Below are 20351 nucleotides of genomic sequence, written 5' to 3'. Positions count from 1 at the left end.
GAAAAAGCGGATGACCAACTTCAAATCAGGTCATCCGCTATTTTCATATTATTTATGTTGTTTTTCTAAACGCTCAACAATTGCTTGTTTAGCTGCTTCTTCTTCAGTGTTATCTAAAGCTTCAGGTTCAAAAGGAATACCTTTTCTTTCACATGCTTTTTTCAGTAAGTAATCTGTAATTTCATGGTTTTTCGGTAATACAGGACCATGAAGATAAGTACCTAATAGATTTTTATAATGAATACCTTCACGTTGGTCTTCTTCATTATTTCCAAAACCATATTTCACTTTGCCGAATGTACCGAAATCATGATAAGTTCGGCCGCCGTGGTTTTCAAATCCTACGATAGTACCAAAGGTATCACTTTCAATCACAATGTCCCCTGTTAAACGTTCTTTTTGAGATTTAGTATAAAAGTCTAAAATACCAAGCCCTTCAAGTTCTGTGCCATCTGGGGTGATATACTTTGTACCTAAGAATTGATAACCTCCGCAAATTGTTAGGCCTGGCATGCCATCTTCAATTGCTGTTTTCAGTTGACCTTTAATTTTACTAAGTTCTTCAGTAGCTAACGCTTGTTCACGGTCACTACCGCCTCCGATGAAGAAAATATCGCAATTATCTAACGTTACTCCTTCAGTTTCATTGACTTCAACCACATTCAATTTAATATTACGCCATTTAGCGCGTTGTTTTAAAGCAATGATATTACCGATATCACTATATAAATTCAATTTATCTGGCATAAAATGATAGACAGTTAATTCATTCATTGATTTTCCCTCATTTCAAATGAACGGTTCAATTGTTCAAGCATCGGTTCAAGCGATGTATAGTTTGGAATTGCGACCGTTTTGCCTGAATAATCCATAGTACGTGCTGTTGCTTTATAAATATCTTTTTCGACAATAACTTGTACATTGACTTCAGCTAGTTTTAATCGCAACTGCAATTCTTCTGCACGAGAACCTGTGACAATAATTGTTTCAATATCTTGGTTGCTTAATTTTTCAAAATCGGCATCGTAAATCCAAGAAATATCACGACCATCTGCAGGATTATCGTTTAAACTGATGGCATAAACTTTCTTACCTTCTAATTGTTCACCCATTGATAAACTTGCATTCATCCCAGCCGGATTTTTCGCTAAATTAATCATCGCTTCTTTGCTGCCGGATTTAAAGTACTGCATACGTCCATTGTCTGAAGTATACGTTTCAAAACCATTTTTAATCGATGCATCATTTAAGCCGAGTTCTCTTAAGACACTGTATGCAGCAATTGCATTATATGCATTGAAATCACCAGCTATTTTCATATCAAATGTTGTATCTCCGATTGTTAAATGAATAAACGGTGAAATTGTAAATTTCGAAACTTCATATTTTGGTTTTTCACGTTTGAAGCCGCACACACAGTGATAATGACCGATTTGATTATAATGTATGTAATCATAAGCAAGCAGTCGTCCGCAATTTGGACAGTATTTACTTTCGTTCATTGTACTTTGTTCAAATTCGTGAGCATGAGCTTTCATGCCGTAGTATACATTTGATTCACTCGCAATTTTCAATCTGCTTACGAAAGGATCATCAGCATTTAATATCAACTTGATACCTTTATGACTAATTGCTTCAGCAATATTATTCACCATAATATCAATTTCACCGAAGCGATCCATTTGATCACGGAAAAAGTTTGTGAACACCATCATTGTAGGTGTCATTTCTTTTAATACACGTGGGATTGATCCTTCATCAATTTCAATAACCGCTATTTTAGTATTTGGATTGGATTGTACAATAAATGCAGATGTGATACCTGCAGCCATATTTGCGCCTTCGTTATTATGAATAATATCTATGTTATTGGCTTTTAAAGTGTGGCCAATTAAATTCGATGTAGTTGTTTTACCATTTGTACCACTGATAAATACAACATCATCTACTTTTTCAGCTAAGTTTCTTAAAATATCTTTATCAATTCTTCTTGCAACTTGACCTGGCAAATCTGTACCGCGTTTGCCGACAGCTCGGCTTGCTTTGCGCGCAAGTTTCGCCAAGTTAATCGCCGTCCATTGTCTCATGCACTTCACTCCTCTAAATTTCCTAGCTAATTATAACATGTGTATCCGTAAGATAAAAAAAATATTTACGTTTTATTTTAAGAATCTTAATTCCTTGACGTACGATTTATTTTCCAGTAATATTTTACTATTCTATATTAAGTATGGTTAGAAAGGTCGTTTGCAATTATGAATGACAAAAATGCATTTGTCGCTTTAGACTTTGAAACTGCAAATGGTAAACGTACAAGCATATGTTCTGTAGGTATGGTAAAAGTGGTCGATAATGAAATCGTTGAAACGTTTTATACCCTTGTAAATCCTAATGATTATTTTTCACAACAAAATATCAATGTACATGGTATTCAACCTGAAGATGTAGCAACTGCTCCAGTTTTTAATTTTGTGCTGCCGTATATGCTTCAATTTATTGAAAACTTGCCTGTTGTTGCACATAATGCCGCTTTTGATATGACCGTGTTACATGCTAGTATTCAAGCACTTGGTTTAGACACACCAGAAATGACTTACTTTTGTTCCTTACAATTAGCAAGACGTACAGTCAATGCTAATCGTTATGGTTTGAATCATATGATGGAATATTATCATTTAGATTTCCATGGCCATCATGATGCATTAAATGATGCTAAAGCATGTGCAATGATAACTTTTCGATTACTAAAGAATTACGATAGTCTAAATGATATGCTTGCTGTTTATGGTAAAAATTTAATAGATAAAGGTTAATCGATTGTGACATTTTTAGATGCACAATCGATTTTTTATAGAAAGTCGTAAATTGACATATTTTCATATTCTGTTGCTTCTAAATTACCAACTGTCACGCCAATAAGTCGTATCGGTACGTCTGGGTCTTTCAATTCATTATAAAGTGAATAGGCCGTATTATAAATGTCAATATCACTTCTGATGGGGTCTCTCAAGCTGCGTTGTCTCGAAAGTGTTTCGAATTGATAGGTTTTAATTTTAACAGTTACAGTTTTTCCTGACTTTTGAATCCGACTCAATCTTTCTGCAGTTTTCTCACTTAACTCTCTTACTTTCAACAGAATTTCTTCATCATCGTTAATATCTGTCGCAAATGTACGTTCAGTACCAACTGATTTACGAATACGGAAATTTTTAACTGGCTTATGATCAATTCCGCGTGCTTTTTGGTATAATCCATGACCACGTTTGCCGAAAATACGAATCAATTCTCTCTCATCTTTATTATATAAGTCTTGACCATTATAAATGCCATTAGTATGCATTACTTCTTTAGTCGCTTTACCTACACCTGGAAAATCACCGATATCCAAATTCATCAATATTTCATTAACGTTATTATAATGGATAACAGTGATTCCGTTAGGTTTATTCATTCCGCTTGCTAATTTTGCTAAAAATTTATTATATGAAATCCCCGCTGATGAAGTCAGCCCTGTTTTTTCCCATATGTCTCTGCGAATAAATTGTGCAATTGCAGATGCGGATAAATCCGGTCGTACTAAATGTGTTATATCTAAGTATGCTTCATCTAGTGACATAGGTTCTACTATTTCTGTATAACTTTTAAAGATATCCATAATGATTTGAGAAGTTTCTTTATATACTTCAAAACGAGGTTGGACATAATAGCCGTCTGGACATAATTTATGTGCTTGTGCCATTGGCATTGCTGAATGAACACCGAATTTACGTGCCTCATAAGAAGCTGTAGATACAACGCCTCGCCCGCTCGCTTTTCCGCCGACAATCACTGGTTTTCCTTTTAATTCAGGTTTATCTCTCATTTCTACTTGCGCAAAAAAATAATCCATATCGATGTGAATGATGCGTCGTTCACCCATTTTGTCCACCTCTCTTTCTCTATCACTTATCTCTATTATATTACATTTGGCAAGCGCTTCAGAACATGTTGTTTGCTCATCAAGTTGATTAGTAATTTATGTGTTTCAAATACATTATTCGGAATTAAATAAAATTTATTTTTGATATTTTTTGTTCTTGTAAAGGAATATTGAATTATCGTTTATAGGTATCAATGCGTGGTAGAACTAAATAGACTTGAAGTCATTAGTTTGTTTTAGGTCTAGTATTCTAAAATTCTTGGGAGGTTTTGTAAATGGCTGACAAAGATAACAAAATGAGTCATTCAGAAGCGGGTAAATTAGGCGGAGAGAAAACTTCAAAAGAGTTCGATAAAGATCATTATCAAGAAATCGGACGCGAAGGCGGAGAAAAAACTGCAAGTGAAAAAGGCAAAGAATTTTACGAAGAAATAGGCAAAGAAGGCGGAGAAAAAACGGCAAGCGAACATGACAGAGAGTATTACGAAGAAATCGGTAAAAAAGGCGGAGACGCTACAGCAAAAGAAAAAGGCAAAGAATTTTATGAAGACATTGGACGTAAAGGCGGAGAAGGCAACTCTAAATACGAAAAATAAATAAAATATTTTGAGGGCTAAACTTAAAAGTTTGCCCTCTTTTAATTTGAAAAGCTGACAGGCTTCCCTGTCAGCTCATCTTATTTATGTTCAAATAAAGCAACGGTCTCAATATGTGTTGTTTGAGGAAACATATCAACTGGTGTTATTTCCTTTAATTGATATTGTTCAGTCAAGATACCTGCATCTCGTTGTTGTGTAGAAGGATTGCATGAGATATAGACAATTCGTTTAGGATTCAATTCTAATAATGTTTTTAAGAATTGTTCATCGCAACCTTTGCGTGGCGGATCGACCATTACTACATCCGGTTGAATTCCATCTGCTTTCCATTGCATAATGACTTCTTCTGCTTTTCCACAAACAAAAGTCGTGTTATTGAAACTATTTAATTCAGCGTTTTGTTTTGCATCTTCTATAGCAGCTGGCACCACTTCTACTCCATATACATGTTTTGCTTTTTCTGCCATATATAATCCAATCGTACCGATACCGCAATACGTATCTAAAACTGTTTCATCTCCATTTAGCTGAGCATATTCCAATGCTTTATTATATAATTTAACAGTTTGCTCAGAATTGATTTGATAGAATGATTGATCGCTGATTTTAAATTCTACAGAATCTAAATCGTCTTCAATTTCATCTTTGCCAAATAGCGTTTTTGAATGGCGTCCCATAATGACATTTGAATGTGATTCATTGATATTTTGAATCACACTTTTAATATTAGGCACCGCTTCTACTAACTTTTCAATAATTACAGACGCTTGTTTGAATTTTTTGCCATTTGTTACGAAAACAACCATAACTTCTCGTGAAGTATACCCTACTCTAATAATGACGTGGCGCAACAAACCTTCTTTAGATTTTTCATTATAAATCGAAACTTTATATTTATTGAGCAATTCTTTAATCATGACCATAAGCTGATTTTGTATGCTGTCTTGAATAATACATTCATCCATATCAATAATGTCATGACTACGTTGTCTATAAAATCCCATAACTGTTTTACCATCTTTATTTTTACCGACTGGAATTTGAGACTTATTACGATATGACCACGGATTCATCATGCCGATTGTTTCATTGATAATCGTATCTGTATATTTCCCTTTTCTATGGAATAGGTTTATCACTTGATTACGTTTCATTTCAAGTTGGGCATCATATGCAAGATGCTGCAACTGGCAACCTCCGCATTTATAATAATAAATACAAGGAGGTTCTACACGTTCTGGACTTTCTTCAAATATCTGCAATAATTTTCCAATCGCAAAATTCTTATTCACTTTAATTAGTTTATATTCAATCTCTTCACCGGTGAGCGCTTGAGGTATAAACACAGGATATCTGTCAATTTTAACCACACCATGACCTTCATGTGTCAGATCAACGACATGTCCTTTTCTCACTTCATTCTTTTTTATTGCTTCCACTTTCTTACCTCCATAGAAAAAAGGTCAGGATTAAAATGATTATTCCTAACCTTTCGATTATCAATCTTGTTGAATTAATTCAGTATTTTTTACATCTTTAGGTGTGTATACCTCTATATGCTGTTTCAAGTTCAAGAAATTAGCAGGTAATTGACCGCCATATTCACCATCAACATTGAGAGGCATCTGTTCAAATGAAGATATATTCACAGACTTTGCTTTTTCATATATTACTTTAGGATGTTTAATGTGTTCTCCGCGAGAAGCTAACGTCATTATATGTCCTAATTCTGCAAGGTTTGCTTTTTGAACAATAATCAACGTGAAATAACCGTCATCAAGACGTGCATCCGGCACTAGTTTTTCAAAACCTGCCATCGAATTGGTTAAACCTAATAAGAATAATAAAATCTCACCTTGGAATACTTGGCCATCATATTCAATACGTACATCTACATTTGTCATTTGAGGCAGCATTTCCATCCCTTTAATATAATATGCAAATGGTCCTACAAATGTTTTTAACTTACTTGAAGTCTCATAGGAAACCTCTGTAATACGTCCACCTGCTGCTAAATTAATGAAATAACGACTATTCATTTTACCAATATCAACTTTGACTGAATGACCTTCAATAATAACGTCCACAGCTTTTAAAATATCAGTTGGCAAGTGTAATGCACGTCCGAAGTCGTTAACTGTCCCCATTGGTATAACACCAATCTTAGGACGTTTTGGATGTTCAGCGATACCATTTACAACTTCGTTTAATGTACCGTCACCGCCTGCAACAATGAGCATTTCATAATCTTCTTGCAAAGCACGTTTAGATTCAATTGTAGCATCCCCTGCTTTTTGTGTTGCATATGCACTTGTTTCGAATCCTGCTTTTTCCATTTTCACCAAAACTTCAGGAAGCATTCTTTTGAACAATTCTTTACCTGAAGTCGGATTATAAATAATTCTTGCACGTTTTCTCATAAATAATCCCTCATCATTTTTACTCATATTTAATTTTATATGATTTCTCCGAGAGTTAAAAGTATTAATGGTCGGATTTGAAAAATTAAACAATTGCAAACTATTTTAAGTATCTAATATCAAAGAGATATCTCCTACATATCCATGATTTTTTGTTAAAAAACTAAACAAAATATACTATAAAAAATCCTACCATTAAGCACTTTGATAGCACTCAATAGTAGGATAATTTCAACAGTTACAGTTTAAATCAGCGTTTATCTAATTCTTGTTGTAACAATTTATTTACCATTTGCGGGTTAGCTTGTCCTTTAGAAGCTTTCATGATTTGTCCAACTAAGAAGCCTTTTGCACGGCCTTTACCGTTTTTAAAGTCTTCAACAGATTGAGGATTATTATCTAAAGCTTCGTTAACGAAGTTTAATAATACAGATTCATCTGAGATTTGAACTAAACCTTTATCTTCCATAATTTGTTTAGCATCGCCGCCATTTTCAGCTAATTCTGGGAAAACTTTTTTAGCAATTTTACTGCTCATAGTACCGTCTTCAATTAATTTAATCATGCCAGCAAGGTTTTCAGGTGTTAATTTAGTATCTTGAAGTTCAACTTGGTTTTTATTCAAGTACTCATTTACACCACCCATTAACCAGTTAGATGTCAATTTAACATCTGCACCTGCTTCTACAGCACCTTCAAAGAAATCAGACATTTCCTTAGTTAAAGTTAAAACATGTGCATCATATGCAGGTAAGCCATATTCATTCACGTATTTTTCTTTACGTGCATCTGGTAATTCAGGGATTGTTTGACGTACGCGCTCTTTCCATGCTTCATCAACGTACAATGGTACGATATCTGGTTCTGGGAAGTAACGGTAATCATCTGATCCTTCTTTAACACGCATTAAAATAGTTTTACCAGTTGATTCATCAAAACGACGTGTTTCTTGCAATACTTCTCCGCCATTCAATAATTCTTCTTCTTGGCGTTTTTCTTCATATTCAAGACCTTTTCGAACATAGTTGAATGAGTTCAAGTTTTTCAATTCAGCTTTTGTACCGAATTCTTCTTGGCCATAAGGACGTAATGAAATGTTCGCATCGCAACGTAATGAACCTTCTTCCATTTTACAGTCAGAAACACCTGTATACTGGATAATAGAACGTAATTTTTCAAGATATGCATAAGCTTCTTGAGGTGAACGGATATCTGGTTCTGAAACAATTTCAATTAATGGCGTACCTTGACGGTTTAAGTCAACTAATGAGTAACCATCTTTATGTGTTGATTTACCAGCATCTTCTTCCATATGAAGACGTGTAATACCGATACGTTTTGTTTCGCCGTCTACTTCGATATCAATATAACCGTGTTCTCCGATTGGTTGGTCAAATTGAGAAATTTGGTAAGCTTTCGGATTATCTGGATAAAAATAGTTTTTACGGTCGAATTTTGATTCTGTCGCAATTTCCATATTTAAAGCCATTGATGCACGCATTGCCCAGTCTACAGCACGTCTGTTTACAACTGGCAAGACACCTGGGTATGCTAGGTCGATTACATTTGTATTTGAGTTTGGTTCTGCTCCGAAATGCGCAGGTGATGGAGAGAACATTTTAGAGTCTGTTTTCAACTCAACATGGACTTCAAGTCCAATCACTGTTTCAAAATGCATGATTATTTAACACTCCTTATAAATTTTGATATTGATCATGTAAGTTATATTGTTGTTCGAATTGATAAGCAACACGATAAAGTGTTTTTTCATCGAATGGTTTGCCGATAAACTGCAATCCGATTGGTCTGTCATTTGTTTGGCCGCAAGGTATTGAAATACCTGGTAAGCCAGCAAGATTGACTGGAGTAGTTAATAAATCGTTTGCATACATTGTTAACGGATCATTGATTTCCTCACCTAAATTAAAGGCAGGTGTCGGCGTAGTTGGACCTACAACCACATCGTAGTCTTCGAATACACGTTCGAAGTCTTGACGAATCAATGTTCTTACTTTTTGAGATTTTTTGTAGTAAGCATCATAGTAACCTGAACTTAAAGCGAAAGTACCTAATAAGATACGACGTTTAACTTCTTTACCGAATCCTTCACTACGTGATAATTTATATAATTCATCCAAAGTGTTTGCTTCTTTAGAGTGGAAACCATAACGAATACCATCAAAGCGTGACAGGTTAGATGAAGCTTCTGAAGATGCAATAACATAGTATGAAGGAATACCATATCCTGTATTTGGAAGTGATACTTCTTCAACAATAGCACCTTCACCTTCTAAAATTTCAACAGCATTTCGAACTGCTTCTTTTACTTCATCATTTACACCTTCACCTAAATATTCTTTAGGCAACGCAATTTTCATACCTCTGATATCTTTACCGATATCTGAAGTGAAATCATTATCTGCAACTGGTGCACTTGTTGAATCGTGTTTATCTTCACCTACAATTGTTTCTAAAACAATCGCATTATCTTTAACGTTACGTGTTAAAGGTCCGATTTGGTCTAATGAAGATGCGAAAGCAACTAAACCAAAACGAGATACACGGCCATATGTCGGTTTCATACCAACAATACCGCAATAAGCTGCTGGTTGACGAATAGAACCGCCAGTATCAGAACCTAAGCTGAATGGTACTAATCCAGCTGCCACTGCTGCTGCTGAACCGCCTGAAGATCCGCCTGGTACCGCTGTGTGGTCAAATGGGTTCACTGTCTTTTTGTAATAAGAAGTTTCTGTTGAACCGCCCATTGCGAATTCATCCATGTTGAGTTTACCGATTAACACAGCATTTTCATCATGCAACTTATTCATTACAGTAGACTCATAAATAGGAACGAATCCTTCCAGCATTTTACTGGCACAAGTAGTTTCAAGACCTTCTGTGATAATGTTATCTTTGATTCCCATAGGAATACCGAATAACTTACCTTCCATTTGATCTTTCGCTTGCAATTCATCTAATTCTTCTGCTTTTTTCATTGCATTTTCTTTATCTAATGCTAAAAATGATTTAATAGTTGGATCAGTTTCTTCAATCGCGTCATAGATATCTTTGACAACTTCTGAAGGTTTGATTTCTTTGTTCTTAATCATTTCGCTTAATTTTTCAACTGATTCATAACGAATAGACATTACGCATCCTCCCCGCTGATGATTGATGGTACTTTAAATTGGCCATCTTCTGTTTCTTTTGCATTTTTAAGTGCAAGTGATTGAGGAATGCCTGGAATTGCTTTGTCCTCTCTTAAAACGTTTTGTAAATCTAATACATGATAAGTCGGTTCAACCGAACTTGTATCTGCTGTATCGATTTGTTGGGCAAAGTTTAAAATTGTTTCTAATGTGTCTTGCATTTCAGTAGTTTCTTCTGGTGAAATATGAAGTTTAGATAAATTTGCAATATGTTCAACTTCTTCACGTGATACTCTAGCCATTAATGAATTGCCTCCTTAATAATACTTCATCACTAAATTGTATCAAAAATCTGGTTGAAAATCTAAATTTTTTCGCTTTCAAAACCATTCTGTCAGTAACTTCGTCCCTTTTAACTTAATCATAATCAAGTCCTAATGCAAGCTTTTATATATCTCGAAAATACACTTGAATTGTCTCATTATAATTTTATGCATTCTAAATTATAAAAATACTGATTATAACGATTGGAATTTTTGCTTTTATACAAAATATGTAAACGCTTTACTAACTGTCATCATGCCTTTAAAAATTTTCACAACATTTAAAATTTTTATACCCCATATTTCAGAATTATTGTATAATAATGCGTATACATTGAAATTTCAATGGGAAAAGGGGGAAAACACGATGTTTATCTTAGGGACTTCAGTAAGTAGCCAAATTGATGCGAACTGGCAAACGTACATTATGATTGGCGTGTATTTTTTAATACTTGTAATCATCGGGATTTATGGTTATAAGCAATCAACAGGCAATCTAAGCGAGTATATGTTGGGAGGACGTAGCATCGGACCGTACATCACTGCCTTGTCTGCTGGGGCGTCTGATATGAGTGGTTGGATGATTATGGGATTGCCAGGTTCTGTATATACTACTGGTTTATCAGCAATTTGGATTACTATCGGATTGAGTTTAGGTGCATATTTGAACTACTTCATAGTTGCGCCAAGATTGCGTGTTTATACTGAACTTGCAGGTGATGCGATTACGCTGCCAGATTTCTTTAAAAATAGATTGGATGATCATTCAAATATTATTAAAATTATATCTGGTTCTATTATCGTTATTTTCTTTACTTTATACACATACTCAGGATTTGTTTCAGGAGGAAAATTATTTGAAACAGCATTCGGTTTAAATTACCGCTATGGTTTAATCATGGTTGCTGTTATCGTTATTTTCTATACTTTCCTAGGCGGATATCTTGCTGTATCTATCACAGATTTCTTCCAAGGTGTGATTATGTTAATAGCGATGGTCATGGTACCTATTGTTGCACTTTTAAAATTAAACGGGTTAGATACATTCCATCAAGTGGCAGATATGAAACCTACAAACTTGGATTTATTCCGTGGCACTACAGTACTTGGTATTATTTCATTGTTCTCATGGGGATTGGGTTACTTTGGACAGCCGCACATTATCGTTCGTTTCATGTCTATCAAATCTTTTAAATTGTTACCAAAAGCACGTCGTATCGGAATTGCATGGATGGTCATCGGCCTTGCAGGTGCATGTTTAGTCGGACTTACAGGAATTGCGTTCGTACCTGAATATCATATTACACTTAAAGATCCTGAGACTTTATTCATCATTATGGGACAAGTACTCTTCCACCCTCTTGTTGGCGGATTCTTACTTGCAGCAATTTTAGCTGCAATCATGAGTACAATTTCTTCTCAATTGCTTGTAACTTCAAGTTCTCTTACTGAAGATTTTTACAAATTGATTCGTGGTAAAAAGGCAGATCCTAAAAAACATGAAAAAGAATTTGTACTTGTCGGCCGTATTTCTGTAATGGTTGTAGCATTTGTCGCTATTTGGATTGCATGGACACCAAATGATACAATTTTAAATCTTGTTGGTAATGCTTGGGCAGGATTTGGAGCTTCATTCAGTCCGCTTGTTCTTTTCTCATTGTATTGGAAAGGATTAACTAGAGCTGGTGCAATCAGTGGTATGATTGCTGGTGCAGCAACAGTTATTGTCTGGATTGTATTCATCAAACCAATGGCTAATATTAATGAAATCTTTGGTATGTATGAGATTATTCCAGGATTTATTATCAGTGTGATAGTAACTTATGCAGTAAGTAAATTAACTCAAAAACCAAGTGAACGTACTATTGGGGAATTAGATGAAGTAAAACAAATTCTTCATACTAAATAAACAAAAACAAAGCATCATCGCCACACTTTGTGGCGATGATGCTTTGTTTTTGTTTTCAATAATTATTTTTTATCATTCTTTGCATATGACTTACTTGTGATTTGACCACCATTCACAATCACATCTTTTTCAGGGAATGGTTTCTCTTCAAAGAAATCAGTTAACAAGTTCTTAACGCCTTCTTCAATACGGTATAGCGCTTCAATAACCATACCTGAATAATGTATAGTCATCGCATTACGCGGCATTTTTCTCCAAGGATGATCAGCCGGAGCAGGTTGCGGATACCATACATCGCCGCCATAACCTTGAATATGATTTTCTTTAACCATTTGTACGATTTCGTCTTTATTAACAATTTTACCGCGGGCACAGTTGACTATATAACTGCCATCTTTCATTCTGCTGATAGTATCATAATCAAATAAATTGTCTGTTTCTGGTGTTAATGGTGAAGTAATAATTAACACATCGCTTGTCTCAACAAGTTGGTCAAAATCAACGTATTTTGAGAAGTCTGTATCTTCTTGACTTGAACGTCTATAATGTTGAATGTTCACATCAAATGGTTTTAAACGTTCCCCTACTAAACGTCCAATGCGGCCTAAACCAAAAATACCAATCGTTTTATTTTGCAGTTCAAATGCATGATTTGTCACTTTTGTTAAATTCCAAGTGCCATCTTCAGATTGATGATGCCCTTCTTCATAATTACGAACTAAAATTAAAGTCGTCATTACAATATGTTCTGCAACACTTACAGTGTTAGAATCTGTAACTTCTACAACAGAGATATCATGTTTACTTGCCGCTTCCAAATCCACATGATCAGAACCAACGCCTGCTGTAATCGCAATTTTTAAATTCGGTGCTTTTTCGATACGTTCAGCAGTCATATATGCTGGATAGAAAGGCGCACTGATTACAACATCCATATCTTTAAGGTGTTTATCTAAATCCTCTTCTCCATTTTTTAGAACTACAAGTTCATGCCCTTTTTCTTCTAAGAAAGGACGTAAGTTCAATGCAGTTTGGTCGTCTAGTATATTGTTTTCTGTTTCTCCTTCAGTTGCTTTAGGAAATAATGCTACAATTTTCATTTATAATCACCTTTTTTTCATATATTTTGTGATTTAAAAAGTTAGTCATATTAATTTTAAAATTCCCTTAACACTTTCGTTTAAACAAATGGAGTGAGTATTTTCAAATTTTTGTCATAAGAATTAAAAAAGATACCTGAAAAGGTATCTTTTAAGTTACAACCATACACATTAATTTTTATAAATATGTACTTGCGGTTTTTTATCATCTTTTGTTTTAGTAATTAATGCTCGAGCATTGTTACCATCTTTAATATGAATTTCATATTCATCTATATTACTGAAATATTTATCTGCTTGTTCTGTTACATATTGTGTAATACCTGTTAATTCCGCTTTACCATAGTAGTCAATCGGCAAGTCAATTGATACTTGTTTTGGCTTTTTATTAACAAATTTTGCTTTACCTACTGCTTGGGTAAAGTTTGTGAAATAAGACTGCAGATTATCATTAAACTGCTTGAAGTTATTATTTAAACCTTCGTCTAAATCTCCTGCTTCTTGAGAAGGCAATAATACTGTTTTCTCATCAATTGATTTCCAGTTATTAATGCGAGTTTGTCCGTCATCAGCTGTTGCTCCTGCTACAAATTCCCCAGGAATAATTTCATCTTCACCTGATTGAATGTAAATTGCAAAATGAATCGGAATATCTTTTAAAGCTTTATTTTCACGTAAGCGAGATAAAATTTCATCTGACATACGTTTACCTTCTTTTTCCACTTTAGCTCTATCTAATTTCTTGCTGAAAGTTTCGCCGTCTTTTTCTTTTTGGTAATAGTACACACTATTCATTGCAAGACCAATTGTCATACCTTTGATTTTCTTGCCTTCAGTATCTCTGTTGCTATAAAAATCTTGCTCAAGAATATTAGATAAATAAGCAGGTGATTTCTCTGCAATTTTCTTTTCATCTTTTTCGCCGTTATGAGATGGATTCAAGCCTAAATTCTCATTTGCATTTTTCTCTTCTTTTTCATCACCTGACATTTTATCAATTTCAGACTTCGTATATTTAGGATCTAAGTAAGAATTAATCGTATCTTTATCTAAATATTGTCCATCTTGGTAAAGATATTTATCTGTTGGGAAAACTTCTTTGCTTTGTTTGAGTAAGCCGTCTTCGAAATCTTCACCATTATAACCACTAGCCATATTTTGTTGCAGGAGGCCTCTTGCTTGGCTTTCTTTAAACGGTAGAATCATACGATAATCATCGCCTTGAACATCTTTATCCGTTGCAATTTGTTTTACATTATTCGAATCTGTCTTGTTACTGCTTTCATTTTTATCTGATTTATCTTGCTCATCCTTATTGCCACACGCTGTGAGAATCAATAAGAGAGAGATGAGTAATACAAATGTCCGCTTCATGCCCCAATCTCCTCTATTGTTTATTTATTTTCAACTTCTTTTTGTTTTTGAATAAATTCATCTTCAGACCAGACTTCTGTTCCAAGCTTTTCAGCTTTAGTCAACTTAGAACCGGCATCTTCACCTGCAATAACAAGGTCAGTATTTTTTGTCACGCTGCTTGTTGTTTTAGCCCCTTGTGCTTCAAGCCATTTTGAAGCTTCTGTTCGTGTCATGTTGTGCAACTTGCCAGTTAAGACGACTGTTTTACCATTAAATTCAGAATCAGTCTGAATTTCTGAAGTTTTTATACCTTCATATGTCATATTAACATTTTTTCTGCGAAGTTTTTCAATTAAAGCGATAATATCTTTATTATTTAAATAAGTAATAAGAGAAGTTGCTAATTTATCGCCGATATCATGAATTTCTAATAACTCTTCTTCAGTTACTTTAAACAGTCTATCCATTGTTTCAAAGCGCTCAGCAATCACTTGGCTCGCTTTCACACCAAGGTGTCTGATACCTAATCCAAACAATAAATGCTCAAGTGAATTTTTCTTAGAAGCTTCAATTGCATTAAGCAGATTATCTGCTTTCTTTTCACCCATTCTTTCAAGCGGTAATAAATCATCTTTAGTTAAGTAATAAAGGTCGCCGACATCTTTAATAATTTCATTTTCATAAAGCTGCATAATAATTTTAGTACCTAACCCGTCAATATTCATCGCTTGTCTGGATACAAAATGAATCATGCCTTCTACTAACTGAGCTGGGCATTTCGGATTTATACAACGTAACGCGACTTCACCATCTAAGCGAACTAACTCATGTCCGCAGCTTGGACAGTGTGTCGGCATATGATATGGTTCTGTGCCTTCAGGACGTCGATCTGGAAGACTGCGAATTACTTCCGGAATGATGTCTCCCGCTTTTTTAATCACTACACTATCGCCGATACGGATGTCTTTTTCATGAATCAAATCTTCATTATGCAACGAAGCACGCGAAACAGTCGTACCCGCAACTCGAACCGGCTCTAATACAGCAGTTGGTGTAACAACACCCGTTCTGCCGATGCTTAATTCAATATCTAATAATTTCGTGACCACTTCTTCAGCTGGGAACTTATAAGCAATTGCCCATCTAGGAGATTTTTGAGTATAACCAAGTTCTTCTTGTTCTTCCAAGTCATTAACTTTTATCACAATACCATCTATATCATAGGGCAATTCTTCCCGATGTGCTGTCCAGTATTTGATGTACTCTAATACACCATCAATATCTGAAACGCGTTTACGATTTTGATTGGTTTTAAATCCTAGTTCATCCAATTCATCTAATGCTTCACTTTGAGATTCAGCATGGAAATTTGTAAAGTCATTGACACTATATAAAAAGATACTGAGTCTGCGTTTAGCAGCAAGTTTGGAATCTAACTGACGCAGTGAACCTGCTGCAGCATTTCTTGGGTTAGCAAAAGCTTGTTCTCCTGCTTCTTCTTTTTGTTGATTCAAATGCTCAAAAGATTTCTTCGGCATATATGCTTCACCACGCACTTCAAACGTCAGCGGTTTATTGATGCGTAAAGGTATCGCACGAATGGTACGTAAATTGGCTGTAATATCCTCACCAATTGTACCGTCACCACGTGTAAGTCCTTGAACAAAACGGCCATTTTCATATTTTAATGAAACTGCTAATCCATCAATTTTCAACTCGCACATATACTCAACTTTGCCTGCTTTTTCACGTACACGTGCATCAAAGCGTCGTAATTCTTCTTCATTAAATGCATTACCTAAACTTAACATCGGCGTGTCATGACGTACTTTATTAAAAGTCGCTTGTGCTTCTCCACCTACTCTGACTGTCGGTGAATCTTCTGTTTTATATTCAGGATGGGCATTTTCAATATCAATTAGTTCACGCAGTAATTTATCATACTCACTATCTGGTACTGACGGATTGTCTTGAACGTAATATTCATGACTATATTTATTCAAAAGATGATGTAATTCTTGAACGCGTGTTGCAAGTTCGGCCATTTATTAATCCTCCTTCTTCTCAATCGGAGCAAAATTCGCTAACAATCGTTTAGGTCCTTGGGATTTAAAAATAATATCTAATTCTACTGAACCATTTTTTTCATTCACATTGCTGACCATACCTTCGCCCCATGATTTATGCATGACTTTATCTCCTACTTTCCAATCGCTTGAAGATACTGCTGCATTTCTAGAAACACGACGGCTTGGTCCACGTTTAGCTGGTTTTTTACCACCGAATGAACTGCCGATTTTACTCTCTTTTTTCATACCCTTATTCAATAAATCTTCAGGTATTTCTTTTAAAAATCTTGATTCAGCATTTGATTGAATACGGCCGAATAAAGTTCTAGACGTTGCATGTGTCAGATAAAGTTCTTCTTCTGCACGCGTAATTGCTACATAACAGATACGACGTTCTTCTTCCATTTCGTGCTCATCATCACTTTTAATTGAACGGATGTGCGGGAAGATAGATTCTTCCATACCCATGATAAATACAATTGGGAACTCCAATCCTTTTGCTGAGTGCATAGTCATTAATGTTACACCGTTTTCAATATCTGCTTCATCAATATCAGCAACAAGTGATAAATCTGTTAAGAAGTTGATTAATGACTGTTCTTCTAATGGTATATTTTTTTCATAATCCATTGGTACAGACATGAACTCTTCGATATTTTCTAAACGACTGCGTGATTCTAGTGATTGATCACGTTCTAACATTTCTTTATAACCAGATTTTTCTAAGATTTCTTCAACAATTTCAGTGATTTCCAAGAATTCTTGTTCTTTAATCAAATTAGAAATTAAATTGTAAAATACTAATGCTTCTTTTACTACCTTTTTAGATAATCCGATAAAATCTGCTTCTGCTAATGCATCAAACATACTAATATCATTTTGTTGCGCATAATTTTGGATTTTTTCTACAGATGTAGGACCAATTCCGCGTTTTGGTACGTTAATAATACGTTGTAAACTGATATCATCATTACTGTTGGCAACTAAACGTAAATAACTTAATAAATCTTTGATTTCTTTACGGTCATAGAACTTATGTCCTCCAACCATTGTGTATGGAATATTGGCTTTCATAAATGTTTCTTCAAGTACACGAGATTGTGCATTCGTACGATATAAAATTGCCATATCATTAAAGCTTTTATTATTTTCGCGTTGTTGACGCATGATTTCCTTCACAACATATTGTGCTTCATCTTTTTCAGTGACCGCTTCATAATAATTGATTTTCTTACCTTCATTATTTGCTGTCCATAATCCTTTAGGTTTACGCTCTGTATTGTTTTTAATCACTTCATTAGCTGCATTTAAAATTACTTTTGTTGAACGATAATTTTGTTCTAAGAAGATAGTTTTTGCATTAGGATAATCTTCTTCAAAAGATAAAATGTTTTGAATATCAGCACCGCGCCAACCGTAAATTGATTGGTCAGAGTCCCCTACAACACACAAGTTTTTAAATTTCTTTGCGAGTAATTGAACTAATGTATATTGCGCGCGGTTTGTATCTTGGTATTCGTCCACATGAATATATTGGAATTTATTTTGGTAATATTCTAATACGTCTGGTACACGTTCAAATAATGTAATTGTTGTCATAATCAAATCATCAAAGTCTAATGCTGCGTTTCGTGACAACTGGCGTTGATAGCCTTCATATACACGCGCTACCATATCAGACATGAAGTCGGTTGCTTCTGCTACCGCGTCTTCTGGTGTTTTCAATTCATTTTTCAAATTGCTGATTGCCCCGATAAACATTCTTGGCTCATAACGTTTAGGATCAATATTTTCTCGTTTCAATACATCTTTAATGACTGATTTTTGGTCTGTCGGATCAATGATTGTAAAGTTGCGTTCAATTCCGATACGATCTGCATCTCTACGCAAAATACGAACGCACATCGAGTGGAAAGTAGACATCCAAATTGCTTGTGCTTCTTCTCCTACAAGTTTTTCAACACGTTCTTTCATTTCACGTGCTGCTTTATTCGTGAATGTAATGGCCAATACATTATAAGGAGAAACTCCTTTTTCATCTAACAAGTAAGCAATTCGATGCGTTAGTACTCTCGTTTTACCTGAACCTGCTCCGGCCATGATTAAAAGCGGGCCTTCTGTTGTACGCACCGCTTCACTCTGTTCCGTATTCATATTGTCTAATAACGCATTCATTTACGATTTCCCCTTTATTTTCACAGTTTTTAACGCTTGTTTGATATCGTTATATACTAAATTACCGACCACAATGGTATCTGCCACGCCAGCAGCTGCTTTTGCATCGCTTATTGATGAAATACCGCCGCCATAAAAAATATGCGCTTCTTCTAAGTTATCCTTTGCAGCACGCACTTTTTCCATATCTCCAAAAGTTCCGCTGTATTCTATGTACATTATCGGAAAGCGGTAAACTTTATCTGTCATTAAGGCATATGCTTCAATATCTTGTGTATCTATGTCAGTGTTCGCTTGTGTTTTTTCAGCCACTTTAGAATCAGGATTCAATACTACGTAACCTTGGAAAATCACTTCGTCAAAATCCATCATATGTCCATATTCTTTTAAAGCTTCTAATAAGATTCCATTATGATATGTAACATCTCGGCTGTTCAGTACCATTGGAGCAAAATAAAAATCAAAACCAGGCATTGTACTTTCCAAATTTGAAATTTCAAGTACCAATGGAAGCGGATATCGGCGGACACGACTCATCAACTGAATGACATTATCTTCGGTTACATTATCAGTTCCGCCAATAATAATAGCATCCGTCTCTGACATGCAGATTTTATCCAAATCCTCATCACTGATCGTTTTCGCAGGATCTAATTTAAATACATGTTTCCACTTTTTAATGTCGTACATTTCACCGGTCTCCTTCTCATAACATACATATGATTATATCATTTTTAAGGTCTATATTCTAAGTGGATGTATATGAAAATCATTAAAGCTTTGTAAAATGAAATATCTATCAAAATATGACTTTATTCATTTTCAACATCCTTATTTTCAAACACAAGAGTACATATAAAACCCATTCGCACTAAAAATAATGGAATGGGTTTCGGTATATCAAAATTATTCGTTTGTTTCAATATTCATTCTGTCTAAAACGACAGTATAGGCATCATTGCCCCATTGTAATGAGCGTTTCACTCTGGAAATAGTCGCTGTTGATGCGCCAGTTTCTTTTTCAATTGTTGCGTAAGTATAACCTTGCTTAATCATTTTTGCGACTTGGAGTCTTTGAGATAACGATTGAATTTCGTTGACTGTACATAAATCATCGAAAAATTCGTAACATTCTTCTCTATTTTCAAGCGTTAAAATTGCATCAAATAACTCATCTAATGCCTTGCCGCGTAATTTTTCAATTTGCATATCAAACAACTCCTGTTCTTTATATTCATACCTATTTTAACGTACTAATACGTTAAAGTGTAGTAATCCAATACGAAGAGGAGTTGTTTTTGTAAATTTATTCAATTATAACATAGAAAA

At 34.8% G+C, this 20351-nt stretch carries 17 protein-coding genes; 3 read left to right on the top strand and 14 right to left on the bottom strand.

Features of this window, described 5'->3' with window-relative positions; genetic code table 11:
• Positions 1-48 precede the first annotated feature (48 nt).
• Both gatD and murT read right to left on the bottom strand, forming a co-directional pair.
• A complete protein-coding gene (gene gatD / locus DYE31_RS05050; RefSeq protein WP_015900709.1) occupies positions 49-774 on the bottom strand; it encodes a lipid II isoglutaminyl synthase subunit GatD in 726 nt (241 codons plus the stop codon).
• Positions 771-2087 (bottom strand): lipid II isoglutaminyl synthase subunit MurT, encoded by a 1317-nt coding sequence (gene murT / locus DYE31_RS05045; RefSeq protein WP_015900710.1) that lies wholly within the window; start codon positions 2085-2087, stop codon positions 771-773. The genes gatD and murT overlap by 4 nt, the downstream gene beginning before the upstream one ends.
• Before the next feature lie 168 nt (positions 2088-2255).
• Here murT and DYE31_RS05040 point away from each other — a divergent pair, with 168 nt between their 5' ends.
• Positions 2256-2813, top strand: a complete 558-nt coding sequence (locus tag DYE31_RS05040; protein ID WP_015900711.1) for a 3'-5' exonuclease — start codon at positions 2256-2258, stop codon at positions 2811-2813.
• A gap of 35 nt (positions 2814-2848) precedes the next feature.
• Here the strand turns inward: DYE31_RS05040 and dinB are convergent, their stop codons facing one another.
• Complete coding sequence (gene dinB, locus DYE31_RS05035) at positions 2849-3919, bottom strand: DNA polymerase IV (RefSeq protein ID WP_015900712.1); 1071 nt, start codon at positions 3917-3919, stop codon at positions 2849-2851.
• 275 nt (positions 3920-4194) lie between these two features.
• Here dinB and DYE31_RS05030 point away from each other — a divergent pair, with 275 nt between their 5' ends.
• Positions 4195-4515 (top strand): general stress protein, encoded by a 321-nt coding sequence (locus tag DYE31_RS05030; RefSeq protein ID WP_015900713.1) that lies wholly within the window; start codon positions 4195-4197, stop codon positions 4513-4515.
• Positions 4516-4595: 80 nt separating this feature from the next.
• Here the strand turns inward: DYE31_RS05030 and rlmD are convergent, their stop codons facing one another.
• From rlmD to gatC, 5 genes are all read right to left on the bottom strand, one after another.
• Positions 4596-5957: a 23S rRNA (uracil(1939)-C(5))-methyltransferase RlmD gene (gene rlmD / locus DYE31_RS05025; protein WP_015900714.1), complete on the bottom strand. Its 1362-nt coding sequence runs from the start codon at positions 5955-5957 to the stop codon at positions 4596-4598.
• A gap of 60 nt (positions 5958-6017) precedes the next feature.
• Entirely contained in the window at positions 6018-6938 is a 921-nt protein-coding gene (locus DYE31_RS05020; RefSeq protein WP_015900715.1) for a diacylglycerol kinase, read from the bottom strand.
• Positions 6939-7188: 250 nt separating this feature from the next.
• Positions 7189-8616 carry an Asp-tRNA(Asn)/Glu-tRNA(Gln) amidotransferase subunit GatB gene (gatB, locus tag DYE31_RS05015; protein ID WP_015900716.1) on the bottom strand — a complete coding sequence of 476 codons (1428 nt, stop codon included), beginning with the start codon at positions 8614-8616 and terminating at the stop codon, positions 7189-7191.
• 16 nt (positions 8617-8632) lie between these two features.
• On the bottom strand, positions 8633-10090 hold the full coding sequence (gatA, locus tag DYE31_RS05010) for an Asp-tRNA(Asn)/Glu-tRNA(Gln) amidotransferase subunit GatA (RefSeq protein WP_015900717.1): 1458 nt from the start codon (positions 10088-10090) through the stop codon (positions 8633-8635).
• A complete protein-coding gene (gene gatC, locus DYE31_RS05005) occupies positions 10090-10392 on the bottom strand; it encodes an Asp-tRNA(Asn)/Glu-tRNA(Gln) amidotransferase subunit GatC (RefSeq protein ID WP_015900718.1) in 303 nt (100 codons plus the stop codon). The genes gatA and gatC overlap by 1 nt, the downstream gene beginning before the upstream one ends.
• Positions 10393-10780: 388 nt before the next feature.
• Here gatC and putP point away from each other — a divergent pair, with 388 nt between their 5' ends.
• Positions 10781-12322, top strand: coding sequence for a sodium/proline symporter PutP (putP, locus tag DYE31_RS04995; RefSeq protein ID WP_015900719.1), 1542 nt, complete (start codon positions 10781-10783; stop codon positions 12320-12322).
• A gap of 62 nt (positions 12323-12384) precedes the next feature.
• Here putP and DYE31_RS04990 read toward each other — a convergent pair whose 3' ends face one another.
• The 6 genes from DYE31_RS04990 to DYE31_RS04965 form a co-directional block, all read right to left on the bottom strand.
• Entirely contained in the window at positions 12385-13422 is a 1038-nt protein-coding gene (locus DYE31_RS04990) for an NAD-dependent formate dehydrogenase (RefSeq protein WP_015900720.1), read from the bottom strand.
• 171 nt (positions 13423-13593) lie between these two features.
• Positions 13594-14796 carry a CamS family sex pheromone protein gene (locus tag DYE31_RS04985; RefSeq protein ID WP_015900721.1) on the bottom strand — a complete coding sequence of 401 codons (1203 nt, stop codon included), beginning with the start codon at positions 14794-14796 and terminating at the stop codon, positions 13594-13596.
• A gap of 20 nt (positions 14797-14816) precedes the next feature.
• On the bottom strand, positions 14817-16823 hold the full coding sequence (ligA, locus tag DYE31_RS04980; protein WP_015900722.1) for an NAD-dependent DNA ligase LigA: 2007 nt from the start codon (positions 16821-16823) through the stop codon (positions 14817-14819).
• Between the two features lie 3 nt (positions 16824-16826).
• A complete protein-coding gene (gene pcrA, locus DYE31_RS04975; RefSeq protein ID WP_015900723.1) occupies positions 16827-19022 on the bottom strand; it encodes a DNA helicase PcrA in 2196 nt (731 codons plus the stop codon).
• Positions 19023-19712, bottom strand: coding sequence for a heptaprenylglyceryl phosphate synthase (pcrB, locus tag DYE31_RS04970; protein ID WP_015900724.1), 690 nt, complete (start codon positions 19710-19712; stop codon positions 19023-19025). It lies immediately after the preceding gene.
• A gap of 216 nt (positions 19713-19928) precedes the next feature.
• Entirely contained in the window at positions 19929-20231 is a 303-nt protein-coding gene (locus DYE31_RS04965) for a YerC/YecD family TrpR-related protein (RefSeq protein WP_015900726.1), read from the bottom strand.
• Positions 20232-20351 lie beyond the last annotated feature (120 nt).

This window comes from Staphylococcus carnosus (assembly GCF_900458435.1).
Lineage (GTDB): Bacteria > Bacillota > Bacilli > Staphylococcales > Staphylococcaceae > Staphylococcus > Staphylococcus carnosus.
Note: the sequence above shows the minus strand (reverse complement) of the source record. Positions and strands in the feature narration are given on the sequence as shown.

Excerpts from the sequence above, each read along its gene's own strand:
- gatD (WP_015900709.1), bottom strand. The coding sequence starts at position 774 with ATGAATGAATTAACTGTCTATCATTTTATGCCAGATAAATTGAATTTA.
- murT (WP_015900710.1), bottom strand. The coding sequence starts at position 2,087 with ATGAGACAATGGACGGCGATTAACTTGGCGAAACTTGCGCGCAAAGCA.
- DYE31_RS05040 (WP_015900711.1), top strand. The coding sequence starts at position 2,256 with ATGAATGACAAAAATGCATTTGTCGCTTTAGACTTTGAAACTGCAAAT.
- dinB (WP_015900712.1), bottom strand. The coding sequence starts at position 3,919 with ATGGGTGAACGACGCATCATTCACATCGATATGGATTATTTTTTTGCG.
- DYE31_RS05030 (WP_015900713.1), top strand. The coding sequence starts at position 4,195 with ATGGCTGACAAAGATAACAAAATGAGTCATTCAGAAGCGGGTAAATTA.
- DYE31_RS05020 (WP_015900715.1), bottom strand. The coding sequence starts at position 6,938 with ATGAGAAAACGTGCAAGAATTATTTATAATCCGACTTCAGGTAAAGAA.
- gatB (WP_015900716.1), bottom strand. The coding sequence starts at position 8,616 with ATGCATTTTGAAACAGTGATTGGACTTGAAGTCCATGTTGAGTTGAAA.
- gatA (WP_015900717.1), bottom strand. The coding sequence starts at position 10,090 with ATGTCTATTCGTTATGAATCAGTTGAAAAATTAAGCGAAATGATTAAG.
- gatC (WP_015900718.1), bottom strand. The coding sequence starts at position 10,392 with ATGGCTAGAGTATCACGTGAAGAAGTTGAACATATTGCAAATTTATCT.
- putP (WP_015900719.1), top strand. The coding sequence starts at position 10,781 with ATGTTTATCTTAGGGACTTCAGTAAGTAGCCAAATTGATGCGAACTGG.
- DYE31_RS04990 (WP_015900720.1), bottom strand. The coding sequence starts at position 13,422 with ATGAAAATTGTAGCATTATTTCCTAAAGCAACTGAAGGAGAAACAGAA.
- DYE31_RS04985 (WP_015900721.1), bottom strand. The coding sequence starts at position 14,796 with ATGAAGCGGACATTTGTATTACTCATCTCTCTCTTATTGATTCTCACA.
- ligA (WP_015900722.1), bottom strand. The coding sequence starts at position 16,823 with ATGGCCGAACTTGCAACACGCGTTCAAGAATTACATCATCTTTTGAAT.
- pcrA (WP_015900723.1), bottom strand. The coding sequence starts at position 19,022 with ATGAATGCGTTATTAGACAATATGAATACGGAACAGAGTGAAGCGGTG.
- pcrB (WP_015900724.1), bottom strand. The coding sequence starts at position 19,712 with ATGTACGACATTAAAAAGTGGAAACATGTATTTAAATTAGATCCTGCG.
- DYE31_RS04965 (WP_015900726.1), bottom strand. The coding sequence starts at position 20,231 with ATGCAAATTGAAAAATTACGCGGCAAGGCATTAGATGAGTTATTTGAT.